Raw genomic sequence first — 17,247 nt, 5'->3', positions numbered from 1 at the left:
CCGCGGTATTCCGCCTCAGAGGCAGGGTGCTGCGGGACTTTTCTGTGTTTTTGATGGATGGTTCTGTGGTGGGGCGGTTTCGGGAATTAACTGAAATATTTTCCCTGAAACGGTGAACTGGGTCATAGTGGGTGGGAAATGTGTGTATACTATTGCCAATGCAAAATGTGCGTGCTGTCACAAAGGTGTGCGGGTTGTGTTCCCCCGCGTACAGCAAAGCAGCATCCCACCTAACTGAGGAAAACTAATGACCACTTTCTCCCTCAACCGTCGTACCCTGCTCACCGGCACCGTTGCCCTGGGTACCGTCGGTCTGCTCGCAGCCTGCGGCGGCAACTCCACCAAGAACGAGAACAGCGCTCTCTCCGCGGGCGACGACCTGTCCAAGGCAGTCTCCTACAACGAGAAGGACCGCTCCGCCCTCAAGGACGGCGGCGAGCTGCGACTGAGCGCAGACGGCATTGGCCCGAACTTCAACATCCTCAACACCAACGGCTACACCGCAGGTAACCTGAACATTCAGGCGGCAATTAACTCCTCATTCACCGGCGGCTACTACGCTGACTTCCGCGGTGAAGGCCACATGAACGAGGACTACGTCACCGAGTACAAGGCTCAGACTGTTGACGGCGTGCAGACCGTCACTTTCAAGATCAACCCGAAGGCAGTCTTCAACGATGGCACCCCCATCGACATCGCTGCTGTCCGTAGCTACCTGACCATCTACCGCGGCCTAGCAGAGGGTAAGGACTACCAGATCACCCCCGCGCCGCTGTGGGAACAGGTCGCAAGCGTCGAAGAGGTCGACGGCGACTCCCGCCACGTCAAGGTCACCATGTCCAAGCCCTGGTACCCCATCGAAGGTAGCTTCACCTCCTTCCTGCACCCGGCATTCGTCGACGTCGCATTCTTCAACGACGGCATGAACGGCAAGCCCCTGGACAAGTACTGGGCAGGCCCCTTCAAGGTCAGCGAATGGGATTCCTCCGGTAAGGTCCTCACCGTGGTCCGCAACGAGAAGTGGTGGGGCACCAAGCCTCTGCTCGAGCGCATCACCTGGCGTGAAATGAGCTCTCAGGCAGAGCAGGCAGCATTCAAGAACAACGAAATCGACTACGCTGACGCAAGCACCCTCAGCTCCTACAACGAGCTCTCCAGCCTCAGCAACATCGACATCCGCAAGGGTAGCGCACTGGCTGTCGGTAACTACGAAATCAACCCCGAAAAGATGCCCCTGCCCGTACGCCGCGCGTTCGTCGCAGCCCTGAACCGCGAGCAGCTGCTCAAGCTGCGCTACGAGAAGCTCGGCTGGAAGGAACCCCTGCCCGGATCCATGTGCATGCTTCCCATGCAGGAAGGCTACCAGGACAACTACCCGACCAAGCTCGGCAAGGACGTTGCCACCAAGATTCTCGAGGATGCAGGCTACACCAAGAATGGCGACTACTACGAGAAGGACGGCGTTAAGGCTTCCTACTCGGTGACCACCTTCGGTACCGACCCGGTCGTTAGCTCCACCGCGCAGTTCCTTACCCAGCAGATGAAGGAAATCGGTATTGAGCTGAGCATCGAGAACCACGGTGCATCCGAAATGGCAAGCATCATCTCCGCGAAGAACTTCACCATCAAGAGCGGCGGCTACGGCATCACCACCTCCCCGGTGGATGCAGCGAACTACTTCTACATCTCCGCGACCAACAACGGTCACGGTAAGGACCTGGACTCGCTGGCTGCAACCATGATGTCCACCGAGGACCCGAAGGAACAGCTCAAGATTATGAACGAGCTGGAGAAGCGCCACCTGGACGAAGTCGCAATCTACGTCCCGACCAACAACGGCCCGAATTTCAAGGCATGCCGTAAGGGTCTGGCGAACTACGGTCCCATGCTCTTCGGTCTGCCCTACTACAACCCGAACGTATGGATCAACGTCGGTTGGGAAAAGTAAAAATCTAAGCGCTGAGCACAGCTCACACGCCCCATAAGGGCAAAAGTGCTGCCGCGGCGTGTTACAAAAGGATTAAAACCTTCTGTAGCACGCCGCTTTTCCATGCCCTAGAGAGCAGCAAGGATATACTTAAAAACAAATGTGGGCATTCTGCCCACCCCGGCAGAGACTGTCCTCCCGCCGGGTTGGAGTGCTGGCTACGCACCGTTCGCGTACCGACTTCACAACACTGCGAATACTCTAGGAGAAATTCCATGAAGAGCATGTCTGTCTCTCGCCGTACCCTCCTGACCGGCACCGTTGCCCTCGGCACCGTCGGTCTGCTGGCTGCCTGCGGTAGCTCGAAGGAAAAGGTTGGCGGTAGCGCCGCTAACAACGCTGAAGATATTCTGAAGAACCTTCAGGTCAACAAGCAGGACCGTTCCTCCCTCAAGCAGGGCGGTACCCTGACCCTCGCAGCTACTGCGCTGGGCCCCAACTTCAACCTGCAGACCCAGAGCGGCTACACTTCCAGCAACCTGGATGCGCTGGCACCCTGCAACATCCCCGCTGTCATGGGCTTCTACACCATGAGCCCCGACGGTGAAGGCACCCTCAACCCCGAGTTCTGCCTCGAGCACAAGACCGAAACCGTCAACGGCGTGCAGACCGCGATCTTCAAGATCAACCCCAAGGCTGCCTTCAACGACGGCACCCCCATGGACGTGAAGGCTGTGCAGGCTTGCTGGAAGGTCTACCGCGCAACCACCGACAACCCCTACCACATCACCGACAACACCATGTGGCAGCAGGTTGAAAGCATCGAGGCTATTGACGGCGACAACTTCCACGTCAAGGTCACCATGAAGGCTCCGTACTACCCCTCCGAGGGTCTGTGCGCCTTCGCAATCCACCCCGCACTGGAAGACGTCAACCTCTTCAACGACGGCTTCGTTGACAAGCCCCTCGACCAGTACTGGGCAGGCCCCTTCAAGATTGGCGAGTGGAACTCCTCCCAGAAGGTGCTCACCTTGGTCAAGAACGACAAGTGGTGGGGCGAGAAGCCGGTGCTGGACCGCATCGTCTGGCGTCAGATGGACTCCGAAGCAATCCGCGCAGGTTTCAAGAACGGCGAGCTGGACGCGTTCACCTTCGTCGGCGCAACCAGCTACAACGCTGTGAAGGGCCAGGCAGGCACCGAGATTCGCCAGGGCCAGAACACCAACGTCAACATCATTCAGCTGAACCCCAAGCGCATTGAGGACCTGGCACTGCGCCGCGCAATCCTCGCCGCTGTGGACCGCGAGCAGATCGCTAAGGCATACTTCTCGCAGCTCGGCTGGACCGAACCGCTGCCCGGCTCCATTATCGCAATGCCGTTCCAGAAGGGCTACCAGAACAACTACGCTGGTGACAGCGGTGCACAGGCGGCAGGCAAAATCCTGGAGGCCGCAGGCTACTCCAAGTCCGGCGACTACTACGCCAAGGACGGCAAGGTTGCTGGCTTCGCCCTGACCTCCTTCGGTTCCGAGGCAGTCTACCAGGCTGTTTACCAGATTCTGGAGCAGCAGCTGAAGTCTGCAGGTATCCGCCTGAGCGCAGACAACCAGCCGCAGTCCAACTCCAACTCTGTGCTCGGCCAGAAGAGCTACGAAGCTATCTTCACCGGCTGGGGCGTTCTGCCCGACCTGGCTTCCTCGGCACCCTACTTCTTCACCACCGAAGTGTTCGGAGTCGGTGACCCCGAAGTAGATAAGCTTATCGAGAAGCTGCAGAACACCGAGAACGATGACGAGCGCATCAAGATCGCTAACGAGGCGGAGAAGCTCTACTACGAGAAGGTCGCAGTGTACCTGCCCTACGCAAACGGCCCGATGTACGCCGCTGTCAAGGCTAAGGTTGCAAACTACGGTCCGTCCCTGTTCAAGCAGAGCTACACCAGCGCTGACTACTGGGTCAACGTTGGCTGGCAGGAATAGAGTAGGCGAGAGTAATACCGCTTTCGGTAACACTCTAGCCGTCCTGTAGGACAACAGAATCCCGGGTGCTCTTATACAGGGAGCGCCCGGGATTTTTCTGTGCCCTCTAAGTTTCTGTGCCCTCTAGCGGGATATGTAATTACAAAAAACGAGTGGGAGGGGAGCGCCGCCCTAACCGGTTGCTACCACTCGCCCAGGTACAGGGCGCGCTCCTGCAGGTACCTCAACATCTTCGGGTTCTGCCGCAGATAGAAGATGCGGTAAATGCCGCCTCCAACGACGATAAACGCCAGCGGGAAACCCAAAATGACGAGCACGCGGCTCATATTGGCGGACAGTTCAAAGGGATCACCGCTGGTTGCGACCAGCACAATCCAGAGAGAATAGCCCACGCAGGCGAGCAGAGTGCCCCACATGCCGCGCACCAGCCAACTCACCATCGTCACCGCAATGACCCACGCCAAAGCCAGCGTGAACTGGTGCCGCTCCGCTTGAGCCCACGGAAGCGCCCCCACGTAAATAATTGCGGGGATGCCCAGGTACCCGGGGATGTTCAGCGAGGCAAGAATGTTCACGCAGAAATAGCCCAAGAAAATAGCGCTCAATGACGAGGACAGGAACAGGTGCAGGGGAATCATGCCGTCGCCGCTATAGACCGCGGTGGGGCCCGCGTACACGGTTTCAAACATGAGGGTCAGCGGAGTCATCATGTACTCAATCCAGACTACCAGTGCGAAGGCGCCGAAAATGCCCAGAGCCTGCATCAGCGCAATCAGCCGTGAACGCGCATCCCGAGGAATCGTGAAGCTCTGGCCCTTCGCCTTGACGCCGCAGAGATGAACGACAGCCACCATTGCCGCAATGCACAGCACCCAGCGCACGAGGACGCCCGGCAGGTCAGGAAGACCTCCGTAAGCCCCCGTGGAGGGGTTACCCCAGGCTCCGGGGAGCAGCGTAATGGCGTGAGCACCCTCGGGAAGGTTTGCGGAGGAAGCAAGCCGGTGCGGCTCATAGATAACCCACCACAGAAGGCAGGCTGGAATCAGCGCGGAGAGCTTACGCAGTAGAACCGGGAACGGCGCGGACTCGTAGACGAGCGCCTCAAGATTGAGCCGGCGCATCAGCCGCCGAAAAGGAGAAAGAGCGCGCAACTCTTTTTGCTGCTCTTCCCACACCTCGGTATCCCATACCCTAGTATCAGAAGACATCATCGTACTCCCTATCACTTGAGAACTTCCTTGTTGAGCTTATTATCACACTAGCAGAAATACCCCCCCGGCTAGTGTGTAACGCCAAGCTGATCCCCACTCGAATATCAGGGCATAAGGAAAAGGGGGCCCCACCGTAATGGTGGGACCCCCTTTAGAGCCATAGTTAGAGCCTCAGAAAGCGAACTACTTAGTGGTCACCTTCAGGACAGTGCTCAGGTTCTGGTGAGCAACGCCCGGCAGGCCCTTCACCTCAGCGAACTTGCGGGTGTTGGTCACAATCACCGGGGTGATCAGCGGGTAACCCGCCTCCTTGATGACCTCAGGATCGAACTCAATCAGAGCGTCACCAGCAGCAACAACATCGCCCTTAGCAACCTTCACGCTGAAGCCCTTACCGTCCAGGTTCACGGTATCCAGACCAACGTGAATCAGCAGCTCAACACCGTTCTCCAGCTTCAGACCAACAGCGTGGCCCGAGGGGTAAGTCGCAGCAACCTTACCGGCTGCTGGAGCAACAACAGTGGTACCGGTCGGCTCAATCGCCACACCCTCGCCCAGCTTGCCAGCAGCGAAGATCGGGTCCGGAACATCAGACAGAGCAACAGCAGTACCCTCAATCGGAGCGTGCAGCTCAATCACAGAGCCAGCCTCAGCGGACTCAGCAGCAACAGCGGTGGTCGCAGCAGCGGCAGCAGCCGGAGCCGCCTTAGCAGCAACAGCCTCAGCCTTAGCCTTGGGGGCATCCTCAGCAGCCTCTTCCTTTGCGCGCTGAGCAGCATGCTTCGCAGCATCAGCCTTCGACTCATAACCGAAAATCAGAACACCGGTCATAGCGCCGAAGAACGCAATCGCCAGACCAATCGCGTACAAGTGAGAAGGCTGCATAGCCGGAATCGACAGCAGCGAAGTAAACGCAAACGCGTAGGACTTAACACCCAGGAAGGAAATGGTAGCGCCACCAATAACAGCGGGAACCAGAATAATCGGAATCACGCGCTTGTAACGTAGCACAACACCGTACAGGGACGGTTCAGAAATACCACCGAGCAGACCGGACATCGACGCACCAACAGCGGTCTGACGTAGCTCACGGTCGTGCTTAGCCTTGATAGCCACACCGGTCACCAGACCGAACACAGCGAAGTTGTACGCACCCATCGGGGACTGAATGAAGTCAGTACCCATGGTCTGCAGGTTGTTAATCATGACAGCGTTCAGCGGCCAGTGCAGACCCAGCGGAACCATGAACAGGTACAGGCCAGCAATCAGAGCACCAACCAGAGCCGGAGCCTGGTCGTTAACCATCTTCAGGAAGTCAGAGATGCCCATAGCCACACCAATACCGATGGGGCCAACCAGGAACGCAGTCACCGGAACCAGAATGATGACCGAAATCATCGGCACGAACACCATCTGCAGCATCGAAGGAATAACCTTCTTCAGGAAGCGCTCAAGCGGAGCCAGCAGAGCAACAGCCAGCAGCGGGGGGAAGACCTGACCGGTGTAGCTGAACGCGTACAGCGGCAGATCCAGACCGAAGAACGGAACGTTCAGAATCTTGGTCGCGGGGTCAGCCAGAGCAGTCAGATCGGTGAAGGTACCGGTCATCAGTGCAGCGGGGATAGCTGCACCAACCCACATGTTCGCGCCCAGACGCTTAGCAGCGGTAGCACCCAGCATGATGGGCATGAAGTTCAGAACAGACAGCGAAGCAGCCTTCAGGATGTACCAGAAAGCAAACTGCTGCATCCACTGGTTGTTCAGAGCCTTAGCAGCCTCCGGGTCAGCCACACGAGCACCGTTAATGATGTCGATGTTCACGCTCTGACCGGTCAAGTCAGTGTACTGGCCGAAGAAGCCCAGCTGCTGCATGAACACAATCAGGGTCAGAATCATCGAGGTACCCAGAAGTGCCCACAGCAGCGGACGGAAAGAGTCAGACAGAACGTCGAAGACGTTGGTAAGCCAGCCGGACTTCTTGCCCTCAGCCTCAACCTTGGTGTCACCCTCAGCGTGGCCAGACATAGAAGGCAGAGCGTTGATCTCGTTGTACACAGCCTCAACGCGCTCACCCAGCACCACCTGAGTCTGGCCGGACTGCTCAATCACAGAGAGAACGCCGGGCAGGCCCTCAATCTTCTTGTTCTGCACTGCATCGTTGGACACAGGAGTGACACGAAGGCGGGTTGCACAGTGAGTAATGTGCGCGATGTTCTCGGGGCCACCCAGGCCGTCAAGAATCTTCTCGCCAAGTTCGCGGTTATTCACGATACTTCCTTAGATATGCGGTCAATGTCTACTCAACGTTGCTACAGGAGGCTGCGCTCACTGAAGAAAACCCAAACTGGGGAACCCCAGAACGGGGAAACCCAGAAGCGGGAAACACCCCAGAAAACACAAAAGACCCGAGTCTCTCGACCACCGGAAGCACTACACTTTGTGCCCACTATGGAGCTTCGGTACAGCAAATAGAGGGGATTATCGGCAGATACAAACTGCCGTCCCATACGGTGTTGAGTAACTCAGGTCTTGCCTGCCAAACCAGTAACAACCCTGAAGAAGGTTTCCCTTCTCAAATAGTTCCCTGTAACTCTAAGGGTTTTCCCAGGTTAAGAGCAAGGTGAGAGAGAGAAGCTATCAGAAGCTGTTAAATGTTTCACCCAAGTGATAGCTGAGACACACCATCGGCAGTGCTAGTAGAAGTGCCCAGGCTGGCTCCGGAACACTCCGGCACGCCCCAGACCGGGTGCCCCTTGAAGACGCGGAAGGGCCCCGCATCCACAGGATACGGGGCCCACACACTACCGAAGCAGCTACCTTTCGACTACTTAGCCGGGAAGAAATTCAGCGGAGCAACCTCCAGCTCAGGGTAATGACGCTTCTGCCAACGGCGGTTACGATGCGCATTCACCTCAATCAGAGCCGCACCCAGGGCACCGGCACCGATTGCGGTCCACAGCAGGTGCGGAAGCACCGTAACGAACTGGTGGTACTCCACCAGAACCGGCACGAACAGCGCCGCGAAGAACACCGCAAGCAACGCGCCAAACAGCAGAACACGAGCACGGTTGAACGGACGAGCCACCGCAGCCAAGTTCCACAGACCCATCATCACCAGGGTGATGAACGAAGCCGTCTGAATCTGGCGGATATCCTCAACACCCATGCCGCGAGCTGTGAACGTCACCGCCAGCAGCATCGCAACCACAATAATCGAGTTCGGAACCGTGTAATTCAGCACGCGGCGCAAGAAGCCCGGCACGTAACGGCGCGAATTCGGCAGCAGAGTCAACGCGAAGGACGACGCGCCCACAATCAAGAAGTCAGCAGTCGAGTACTGACGCGGCAAGAACGGGAAGGTCAAACCGAAGAGGCTGAACAGAACACCCAGCAGAATCGCGAAACCGGTCTTCGTCAAGAACAGGTTCGCCACCATCTCAATGTTCGTAATGACCTGACGGCCCTGCTCCAGCGCAGCCGGCAGAGACGAGAACTTACCGTCCAGCAGAACCAGGCGAGAAACAGCCTTCGTCGCCGGAGCCGCGTTACCCATCGCAATACCCAAGCTTGCATGCTTAAGCGCCAGAGCATCGTTAATGCCGTCACCGGTCATCGCCACCACATGGCCGCGCTCCTTCAGAGCAATCACCATGTTCTTCTTCTGCTCGGGCGACACACGACCGAAAATATTGTGAGTAGCCGCAGCCTCAGCAAGCTCCGGACCGTCCTCAGGCAGAGTCGACGCATCAACCGCGCCTGCGGAAGTATCCATGCCAGCAGTCTTCGCAGCCGCAGCCACAGTGAACGGGTTATCACCCGAGAAGACCTTCAAAGTCACGCCCTGACGGTGGAAATACTCCACAATCTCAGGCGCATCCGCACGCACATTCTCACGGAAAATCACGAACAGAACCGGGGTAGCATCCGACGGGATCTTCTGGATCGGCTCATCCTTCTCATTGCGGACCACCGCAGAAGCATGCGCCAAAACCATCGTGCGCAGGCCCAGAGCCGCCAGTTCGGCCGCACGCTCACGCTCAGCGGTGCCCTTGGCGAGAAGCGCCTCCGGAGCACCCAGAAGCCACGCACCCGAATCCTTAAACTCAATCGCGCTAAAACGCAGAGCCGACGAGAACGGCACGATACCGCTCACCGACGCCGAAGAAGCATCCGGGAAACCGCCGGTCAGAGCCGCCGCGGTCGGGTTCGCGTTCTCATCGTGACCGAACCATGCCAGCGCCTCATTCCAGCCGGCGGGCAGAGAAGCACGCCAGGAAGTGTGCTCCGCCGAGTCAGCGTCGGGGCCCTCAGCCTCAGCAGTAGTGTCCAGCGGGCGTACCGAATCAAAAATCACGCCACCCTCAGTGAGAGTACCGGTCTTATCGAAGCAGACCACGTCCACACGAGCCAGAACCTCAACCGCAGGCTGCTCCTGCACCAGGATGTTGTGCTTACGACCCAGCGCCACAGCCGCCGCCGCAAATGCCAGAGTAGTCATCAGCGCCAGACCCTGCGGAATCATCGAAGCAACCGAGGACACCACAGCAATAGAAACCTGCTCCCACAGGTGGTTCTGCTGCACGGTCTCCAGGCCACCAGCCGCCTGAATCTGACCCCACGACACCACAGGAATAATGACCGCAAGACCCACCGTAATCCAGCGGACCACACGGTTCAGCGCATCACGCAGCTCAGACTGAATACGCGAGAACTGACGCGCCTCATCAGAAATCTTGCTTGCACGAGAATTCGCACCCACGTGAGAGAGCAGGACGCGGCCGGTACCACCCAGCACACTGGACGCCGACAGCACCATATCGCCGGGGCGCTTAGCAATCGGGTCGTTCTCACCGGTCAGCAGGGACTCGTCCAGCTCCAAAGAATCGGAGGTGAGCACAACAGCATCCGCGGGAACCTGATCGCCGCGCTTGAGGATGACAACGTCACCCTCAACCAGCTGCTCCATCGGAACCTCAATGTTCTTACCATCACGCACGGCAGTAGCGGGGGAGCGGTCCAGCAGGGAGATGCGGTCCAGCTCAAGCTTCGCCTTGTACTCCTGCACAAAACCAATCACCACGTTAGCGATAACAGCCGCCAGGAAGAGCAGATCAGCCCAACGCTGGTACATGATCACCACGGCACCACAGGCACCCAACACAAAGTTGAAGACCGTGAACAGGTGCGCACGCATAATGCTCCACAGCGTGCGAGAAGACTTATTGTTCTGGGTATTGACCCTACCTTCAGCAGTCAGGCGGGCAACATCATCGCTGCTCAAACCGTGCTGGGCAATATCGAAAGATCCGCTATGCGGTGTTTCAGAATATTCGGGAATGTAGCCGGCAACGGCAGGCGCTGCCGTTTTCTGCTGAGGATCCATGCGGGGGTCTCTTTCTCGAATGGATGGAATGCTGAACTGAATAGAGTTCAGTATTGCGGACACTACCTTTCAGTGTATCCGTGCAGGAGGGGATAAAGATAATCTCCGCCCTGTAATGAACTGATATTTACAGCCATTCCAGAACGGAGATTTAATATATGCGAATACTGGCATATTTTGATGTGGAAAGTGTTTGCGGGATGGTTCGCTAACGCCCCATAAAATCAGCGCGCCAGCAGACTCAGCGCTCCGGCAGAATCAACAAACGATTCGTTACCGGATGCCTCAACACCTCAATCGGATGCTGATACACCTCAGACAACAACTCCGCCGAACACACCTGCTCAGGGGCGCCCGAAGCAACCACCTCACCACCACGCAACAACACCATACGGTCAGAATACGCAGCCGCCACATCCAAGTCATGAAGCACCGTCAACACTGCAGCACCCTCAGCAGCCAACTCACGGCTCACCCGCAACGTCTGTTCCTGATGCGTAATATCCAATGCCGCAGTCGGCTCATCCAAAAGAATCAGCGGAGTCTGCTGAGCAAACACACGCGCCAAATGAGCACGACCACTCTCACCACCGGACAGGGTCGTAATATCGCGATCCGACAAATGAGTTACCGACGTACGCTCCATCATCGAAGCAACCACGGAGTCATCCTCTTCAGCGCGCTCCGTACCCTTCCACGGGGTGCGGCCCATCTGAACCACCTCATGCACCGTGTACGAAAACGCCACATTCAACTTCTGTAACAGCATCGCACGCTGACGCGCCATCTGACGGGCAGGAATCGAACCCAGCGGGGTGCCATCCAACAGAATCTCACCGCTACTCGGGGCAATATCACCAGCAATCACACCCAACAGAGTGGACTTACCGGCACCATTGGGACCAATCAGCGACACAACCTCGCCCGCAGAAACCGACAGAGATACATCATTCAGAATCTGACGCCCACCAGCGTTAAAAGACACGCCAGAAAGGCTCAACAACTCACTCACGAAGCACCTCCGCCCTGACCCAGGGAACGACGCAACAATACAAAGAACGTCGGGCCGCCCACCAGAGCCGTAAAAATACCAATCGGCAAATCAGCAAAAGGCACCAGCGTACGCGCACCCAAATCAGACAGCGCAATCAACAGCGCGCCACCCAATGCCGAAGCCGGCAACAACACACGATTCGACGGACCCAAAATCATGCGCAACAGGTGAGGAATAATCAGACCAATAAACGCAATAATGCCCGCATACGCCACCGCAGCACCCGTCAACAAAGCCGTCGCCGCAATAGACACCGCACGCAGACGCTCCACGTTCACACCCGAATGCTGCGCCGCACGCTCACCCAACGCCAGAACATCCAGCGAAGAAGCCATCACGAAACACGCCACCAAACCGATGAGAATAACCGGCCACACGCTCGCAACAGCCTTCCACGTGGCGCCGTTCAGCGAACCCATCTGCCAGAACACAATCTGATCGCGGCTCGTCGTATCAGCAATGAACATGAGGAACGCAATAATCGCATTCGCCACCGCGGTCACCGCAATACCCGTCAAAATCATCGACAGGACCTTCGCACGACCCGAAGAACGCGACAGGAAATACACCAGCGCAGTAGCCGCCAACGCACCCACAAACGCGAATGCAGGAGTCGTGAAAATACCGAAAAACTGCAGGTTCAACACAATCGACAAACACGCGCCAACCGCCGCACCCGACGAAACACCAATCACGCCCGGCTCAGCCAGCGGGTTACCAAACACCGACTGCATGACCGCGCCGGAAGTACCTAAAGCGGCACCCACCAGCACGCCCAACAGCACACGCGGGAAACGGATATTCCACAGGGTGCTATCCGCCAGCTGCATCGCCGGGTTCTCCGGGGCAAGCCCCAGGCGGCGGCCCACAGAAGCAACCACCTGATCAGTCGGGATATTGTACTGACCCAAACCCGCAGACAGCACCATCACAACGCACAGTGCCACCGCCAAAAACGTAAACGTCAGACCGGCACGACGCCGACGTGAAGCACGATAATCCCGCGCACCCGCCGCACTCTTTACGGTAGCCACTACTGGGCTCCCGCAGGAGTGGAGTACGCAGCCTTAGCCAGCGACAGCAACACCGCCGGAGTGTTCGGGCCATACGACAGAACCTGGCCGTCACCCATATCGATAATGCGCTTATTCTTACCGGCAGTCGTCTCACCCACACCCGGGCGAGCCAAGAAACCATCCAAACCGCCGGTGGACTTAATGCCGCCGCTCATGGTCAGAATGACGTCCGGGTTCAGCTTCACCAGCGCCTCACTGGTTGCCGGAATAATATTCGTCGCGTTCTGCTCCGACGCCACATCCTTGCCGCCAATAGCCTGAATCAAATCATCAGCGCCAGAGCCCTTACCGAGCACGAAGAACACGCCAGCAGTACCGCGCACGTACAGGAACGCGAACGACACCTGCTGCTCACCCTTCGGGGCCACATCCTTGAGCACCTGCAGTGCGTAATCAAGGTCCTTCTGCACGCGGGCAGCAACCTGCTCGCCAGCCTCCGGAACGCCAAGTGCCTGCGCCACAGCCTTAAGCTGCGGAATGATCTTATCCATACGACGCTCATGATCGAAGACCACCACGGTCACGCCCGCCGCGCGCAACTGGTCCACAATCTCAATCGGGCCGTTGCTCTTATCCCACAGCACCAGGTCCGGGGAAGTCGCCAGAATCGCCTCAGCGTTCAGGTCGTGGCCGTTCTGAGTCACCAGCGGAAGATGAGCTAGCGACTGCTCCGTCGAGGAGGTGACACGACCGACCAAGCGACTGCCCAGACCCAGCGCAATCATCTGCTGAGCCAGAGTGCCGTACAGGTCCAGAGCCAGCACACGGTCAGCGGACTTAACGGTCACCTCAGTGCCGTTGAAATCCTTGAAGGTCACCGGGAAAGCCGGAGTGGGGGTATCGACCATCGGCTGAATTTCGGGGGTATCCGCCGCGCTATTGGGGCCGCGCAGAGCCTTCTGATCAGGGGCAATAGAAGAACGCAGCTGGTCTGCCAGGTTCTCCAAAACGGTGCGGGTGCTCTGCTCATCCACCACAGCCTGGGAGGTGTTTGAAGAAGCAGAGGGGTTCTGAGTACCCACGCCGCAAGAGCTCAACAGGAACGCGGAGGTGATGGAGAACGCCGCATACTTCATTGCATCGCGGCGGTTCAGGGCAGAAGAAGAAAGGGAAGAAAACATCGTCGTCTCGCAGAGAAAAAGGGAGCTAGAAAAACTGGGGTGGCGCCGGGGTAAAACCTGGCACCTGAAGCGGGGGTGCAGTACACTCTGCACCCCCGCATGAGCCGCGCCGACTCACCGATGAGTCTCAGGGTTGAGTCTCAGAGTTGGTTCTCACAGGCGAGCCGACAGTGTGGGCATCCTCGTGAGGTGCCTTTATGCCTTCTTGCGGCGGCGAGTGTACACGACGGTACCTGCACCGGCTGCAACAGCGATGAAGCCTGCAACCAGGGTGCCCTCAACACCGGAGGCGCCGGTGGACGCCAGAGGCTTGCCGGTGACCGGGTCGCAACCCTCACCCTCGTAGACGGTTTCGGACACGGTCTTGGTGGTGGTCTTCGCGCCGTTAATCGCCGCGGAGAAGCTCAGCGGAGCCATGTCCTTACCCGCCTCGTAGAAGCCAGCGAACGCCTTCGCGCCCTCAGCGGTCAGGGTGGTTGCCGCACCGTTGACGCTCACAGCGTCAGCGGAGCTCTGCAGACCGGACAGATCCACCTTCAGCAGCGCCACCTCACCGTAGTTAGTTGCCTTGCCGGAGGAGTCATTGCTGTTCATGGTCGCGTAGAGAGTGCCGGAATTGCCGTTAATCTCAAGGCGAGGGTTCGCAATGGTGGTGTCCAGAATGCCGTGGTGACCGGTGAAACGAACCGAACCGCTGAAGGAGATGGAACCCTTACCGCCCTTGAAGGTGCCGGTGCCGTTAGACCAGTTGAACGCATCCGAAGAGTAGGAGGTGCCGTTCAGCTCCCAGCTGCCGTTCGCGATGCCGCCGCGCACGTAGTTGCGGAAGGAATCACGCACGCCCCAGCCGAGGTTTGCGCTCTTGATGGTGCCGTCGGATGCGCCCTGCTCCTGCACCTCGCGGGTGCGGGTGACGGGTACGCAGACCGGCTGTGCCGGGTTGTTGCTGACAGAGCCATTCGAGGAGGAACCGCCGTTAGAAACGCTACCGGAGGTGCCTGCCGAACCACCAGAACCGGAGTTGCCGGTGGAGTTCGAGGAACCGTTGTCGGAAGCGCCGTTCTCAGAACCCTTGTTCTCGAAGGAGCTGCTATCGGAGGACTTGTTCTCGGAGACGCGGGGAACCTCAACGGTGTTCTCAGCGGTCTGCTCGCTGAGCTTTACGGAGAAGCTCAGCGGCGCCATGGCGTTGTCGGAGCCGCGGTACTGGCCCGCGAAGAGAACCTCGGAACCTTCATCGGTGAGGGCAACTGCCGCGTTCTGCGCCGAGAAAACGCCGTCCTTCACGCTCGCGCCGGAAAGGTCCACCTCGGCGATAGCCAGGCCGGTCTTGGAAACGGACTTACCGTCGCGGGTCAGTGCGTCCACGTCAGCGACCAGGGTGCCCTTGCCGTTGACGACGACCAGGCGCATGTTCTTGATGGTGCTCTTGAGCTGACCGTTGTGGCCGGTGAATTCTGCGGTGCCCGCGAAGTTGATCTGACCGGTCTTGGTCTCGGGGTTGTACACGCCGGATGCCTGAGTGTACTTGAAGCCGCCAGCTGCGGTCTTCTCCATGCCCTCAACGTTCACGGAGCCGTGCGCGAAGCCGGTCAGGTACTTCAGGAAGGACTCGCGGATATCCCAGCTGAGGGTGCCGGACTCGACGACGTTGCCGGTGACCTTTTCTTCACGCTTGGGCTCGGTGGTTGCGGCGGGGGAGGAGGGTGCCGCGGAGGTGGGAGCTGCGCTCGGTGCTGCAGAAGTGGGCTCTGCGGGCTTGGGTGCCTCGCTGGTCGGTGCGGAGGAAGGCTCAGCAGGCTTGGGCGCCTCGGTGCTGGGCTCCGCGGTCGGCGCTGCGGTCGGCTCAGCGCTGGGCTCAGTGGTCGGCGCGGGTGCTTCCTTGGTCACGACGGTTGCGGAGAAGCTGAGCGCATCCAGCTCCTGGCCTGCCTTGTAGAAGCCCGCGAAGGCGCCGGTCGCCTCTTCGGAGAGCTTGACGCGGGTGCCGTTTTCCTCGTCAACGCTGGGCAGAGTGATGGTGTTGCCCTCAACCTTCAGGCCGGATGCGTTGAAGGTGCCGATGGTCATGTTCTTGGTTTCGACCAGGTCGTTCGGGGTGGTGTTGCCGTTGTAGGGGCGCGACTGAACGTTGGCGCGCACGGTGCCCACGCCGTCCTTAATGGTGACGGAGAGGTCGGAGATGATGACTTCCAGCAGGCCGTGGTGTGCGGTGTAGTGGATCGAGGAGCCGGTGAAGGTGACGGAGTATTCGCCGTTGGCTACGGTGCCTTCGGCGGAGGTGAAGTGGTAGGAGCCGTCTTCGTTGGTGGTGACGCCGGTCAGTTTCTGGGAGCCCTGGGAGAAGGGGCCGTTGATGTAGGAGCGGAAGGACTTCTTGAGGCCCCAGTTGACGGTGACGTCCTGCAGGCTCTGCTCTGAGGCTGCGGTTACCTCACCGGCGCTGATGTGGGAGTTGGTTTCAGCTGCGAAGGCTGCGGGTACGCTGGCGACGCCGCTGAGGCCGATGGTTGCCGAAGCCAAGAACGCCCAGGTGCGCTTGGTGAGAGAGGGGGTAGACATTCGGTGTCTCCTTGAATTAGTGATTGTGGTGTTCGTATCAAGTCTAGACCTATTAGCCTATGTTTGTGTAACTTAATGCCTAGGGTGACTTGCTCATAAGGTTTACCTTAGCAAATTTTTTGTGGGGGCTATTGCCAAAACCGGTTTTTGGTGACAATATGTCATTAACAGTTTGGTGACACAGTGTCATCAAAACCTTTATTGTTCACCCACAAGCCGCTATAGGAGCTCACCATGACTATTACCGCCCCCGAAACCACCCAGGAACGCTTCTCCGCACGCCTGAAGGAAAGCACCAAGCACGTTCACGACAACGCCGAACACTCCACCTTCATGGAAGACCTCATGGGCGGCTCCCTCAACACCGAGGCATACCTGCGCCTCATCAACCAGTACGTGCACATCTACGAAGCACTCGAAGCGGTCTCCGAACACTACCGCGCAGAACCCAACCCCATCACCGACCCCTTCACCCACCCCGGCCTCGACCGCGCAGAATACATCCGCGCAGACATCCGCGCACTCGGTCAGGACGGCGACATCGACGCGCCCCTGCCCGCAACCGCAGAGTACGTAGAGCGCATCCGCGCCACCGTTAACTCCCCCGAACGCTACCTCGCACACCACTACCTGCGCTACCTCGGCGACCTCTCCGGCGGTCAGGCAGTCGCAGCACTCGTCAACCGCCACTACGGCATCCCCGCCGAAGCACTGAGCATGTACCGCTTCACCGAACTGCCCAAGCCCAAGGTCTTCAAGGACGGCTACCGCGAACTGCTCGACAACGCACCCCTGACCGACGAGCAGCGCGAAGCCCTCATCGAAGAGTGCATCGAAGGCTTCCGCATCAACGCCTCCCTGTTCGCGCAGCTGGGACGCCAGCTGGTCGCCGCATAACGTCTCAACGCACAAATATGCGGGCATAACAAAAGGG

At 58.5% G+C, this 17,247-nt stretch carries 10 protein-coding genes; 3 read left to right on the top strand and 7 right to left on the bottom strand.

What is annotated here, in order from left to right; all coding sequences use genetic code 11:
* The first annotated feature begins 247 nt into the window (after positions 1 to 247).
* A complete protein-coding gene (locus AB8C10_RS02675) occupies positions 248 to 1,948 on the top strand; it encodes an ABC transporter family substrate-binding protein (protein ID WP_368866758.1) in 1,701 nt (566 codons plus the stop codon).
* A gap of 254 nt (positions 1,949 to 2,202) precedes the next feature.
* Entirely contained in the window at positions 2,203 to 3,906 is a 1,704-nt protein-coding gene (locus AB8C10_RS02670; protein ID WP_368866757.1) for an ABC transporter family substrate-binding protein, read from the top strand.
* A gap of 182 nt (positions 3,907 to 4,088) precedes the next feature.
* Here the strand turns inward: AB8C10_RS02670 and AB8C10_RS02665 are convergent, their stop codons facing one another.
* The 7 genes from AB8C10_RS02665 to AB8C10_RS02635 form a co-directional block, all read right to left on the bottom strand.
* On the bottom strand, positions 4,089 to 5,117 hold the full coding sequence (locus AB8C10_RS02665; protein ID WP_368866756.1) for a dihydrodipicolinate synthase: 1,029 nt from the start codon (positions 5,115 to 5,117) through the stop codon (positions 4,089 to 4,091).
* A gap of 183 nt (positions 5,118 to 5,300) precedes the next feature.
* Positions 5,301 to 7,385, bottom strand: coding sequence for a glucose PTS transporter subunit IIA (locus tag AB8C10_RS02660; protein WP_368866755.1), 2,085 nt, complete (start codon positions 7,383 to 7,385; stop codon positions 5,301 to 5,303).
* Positions 7,386 to 7,941: 556 nt separating this feature from the next.
* Positions 7,942 to 10,500, bottom strand: a complete 2,559-nt coding sequence (locus tag AB8C10_RS02655; protein WP_368866754.1) for an HAD-IC family P-type ATPase — start codon at positions 10,498 to 10,500, stop codon at positions 7,942 to 7,944.
* A gap of 241 nt (positions 10,501 to 10,741) precedes the next feature.
* Entirely contained in the window at positions 10,742 to 11,512 is a 771-nt protein-coding gene (locus tag AB8C10_RS02650) for a heme ABC transporter ATP-binding protein (RefSeq protein WP_368866753.1), read from the bottom strand.
* Positions 11,509 to 12,588, bottom strand: a complete 1,080-nt coding sequence (locus tag AB8C10_RS02645) for a FecCD family ABC transporter permease (protein ID WP_368866752.1) — start codon at positions 12,586 to 12,588, stop codon at positions 11,509 to 11,511. The genes AB8C10_RS02650 and AB8C10_RS02645 overlap by 4 nt, the downstream gene beginning before the upstream one ends.
* Positions 12,588 to 13,751: a hemin ABC transporter substrate-binding protein gene (locus AB8C10_RS02640; RefSeq protein WP_368866751.1), complete on the bottom strand. Its 1,164-nt coding sequence runs from the start codon at positions 13,749 to 13,751 to the stop codon at positions 12,588 to 12,590. Before AB8C10_RS02640 ends, AB8C10_RS02645 begins: the two co-directional genes overlap by 1 nt.
* Before the next feature lie 195 nt (positions 13,752 to 13,946).
* A complete protein-coding gene (locus AB8C10_RS02635; protein ID WP_368866750.1) occupies positions 13,947 to 16,313 on the bottom strand; it encodes an HtaA domain-containing protein in 2,367 nt (788 codons plus the stop codon).
* Positions 16,314 to 16,547: 234 nt separating this feature from the next.
* On the opposite strand from AB8C10_RS02635, the gene AB8C10_RS02630 reads away from it, so the two are divergent.
* Positions 16,548 to 17,210 (top strand): heme oxygenase (biliverdin-producing), encoded by a 663-nt coding sequence (locus AB8C10_RS02630; RefSeq protein ID WP_368866749.1) that lies wholly within the window; start codon positions 16,548 to 16,550, stop codon positions 17,208 to 17,210.
* The last annotated feature ends 37 nt before the right edge of the window (positions 17,211 to 17,247 follow it).

The sequence above is a fragment of the Rothia mucilaginosa genome (assembly GCF_964210535.1).
GTDB lineage: Bacteria > Actinomycetota > Actinomycetes > Actinomycetales > Micrococcaceae > Rothia > Rothia mucilaginosa_F.
The sequence above is the reverse complement of the archived record's forward strand: the minus strand, read 5'-3'. Positions and strand labels throughout refer to the sequence as shown.

Coding starts and splice junctions, on each gene's coding strand:
- AB8C10_RS02640 (WP_368866751.1), bottom strand. CDS start 13,751: ATGTTTTCTTCCCTTTCTTCTTCTGCCCTGAACCGCCGCGATGCAATG.
- AB8C10_RS02630 (WP_368866749.1), top strand. CDS start 16,548: ATGACTATTACCGCCCCCGAAACCACCCAGGAACGCTTCTCCGCACGC.
- AB8C10_RS02635 (WP_368866750.1), bottom strand. CDS start 16,313: ATGTCTACCCCCTCTCTCACCAAGCGCACCTGGGCGTTCTTGGCTTCG.
- AB8C10_RS02655 (WP_368866754.1), bottom strand. CDS start 10,500: ATGGATCCTCAGCAGAAAACGGCAGCGCCTGCCGTTGCCGGCTACATT.
- AB8C10_RS02675 (WP_368866758.1), top strand. CDS start 248: ATGACCACTTTCTCCCTCAACCGTCGTACCCTGCTCACCGGCACCGTT.
- AB8C10_RS02665 (WP_368866756.1), bottom strand. CDS start 5,117: ATGATGTCTTCTGATACTAGGGTATGGGATACCGAGGTGTGGGAAGAG.
- AB8C10_RS02670 (WP_368866757.1), top strand. CDS start 2,203: ATGAAGAGCATGTCTGTCTCTCGCCGTACCCTCCTGACCGGCACCGTT.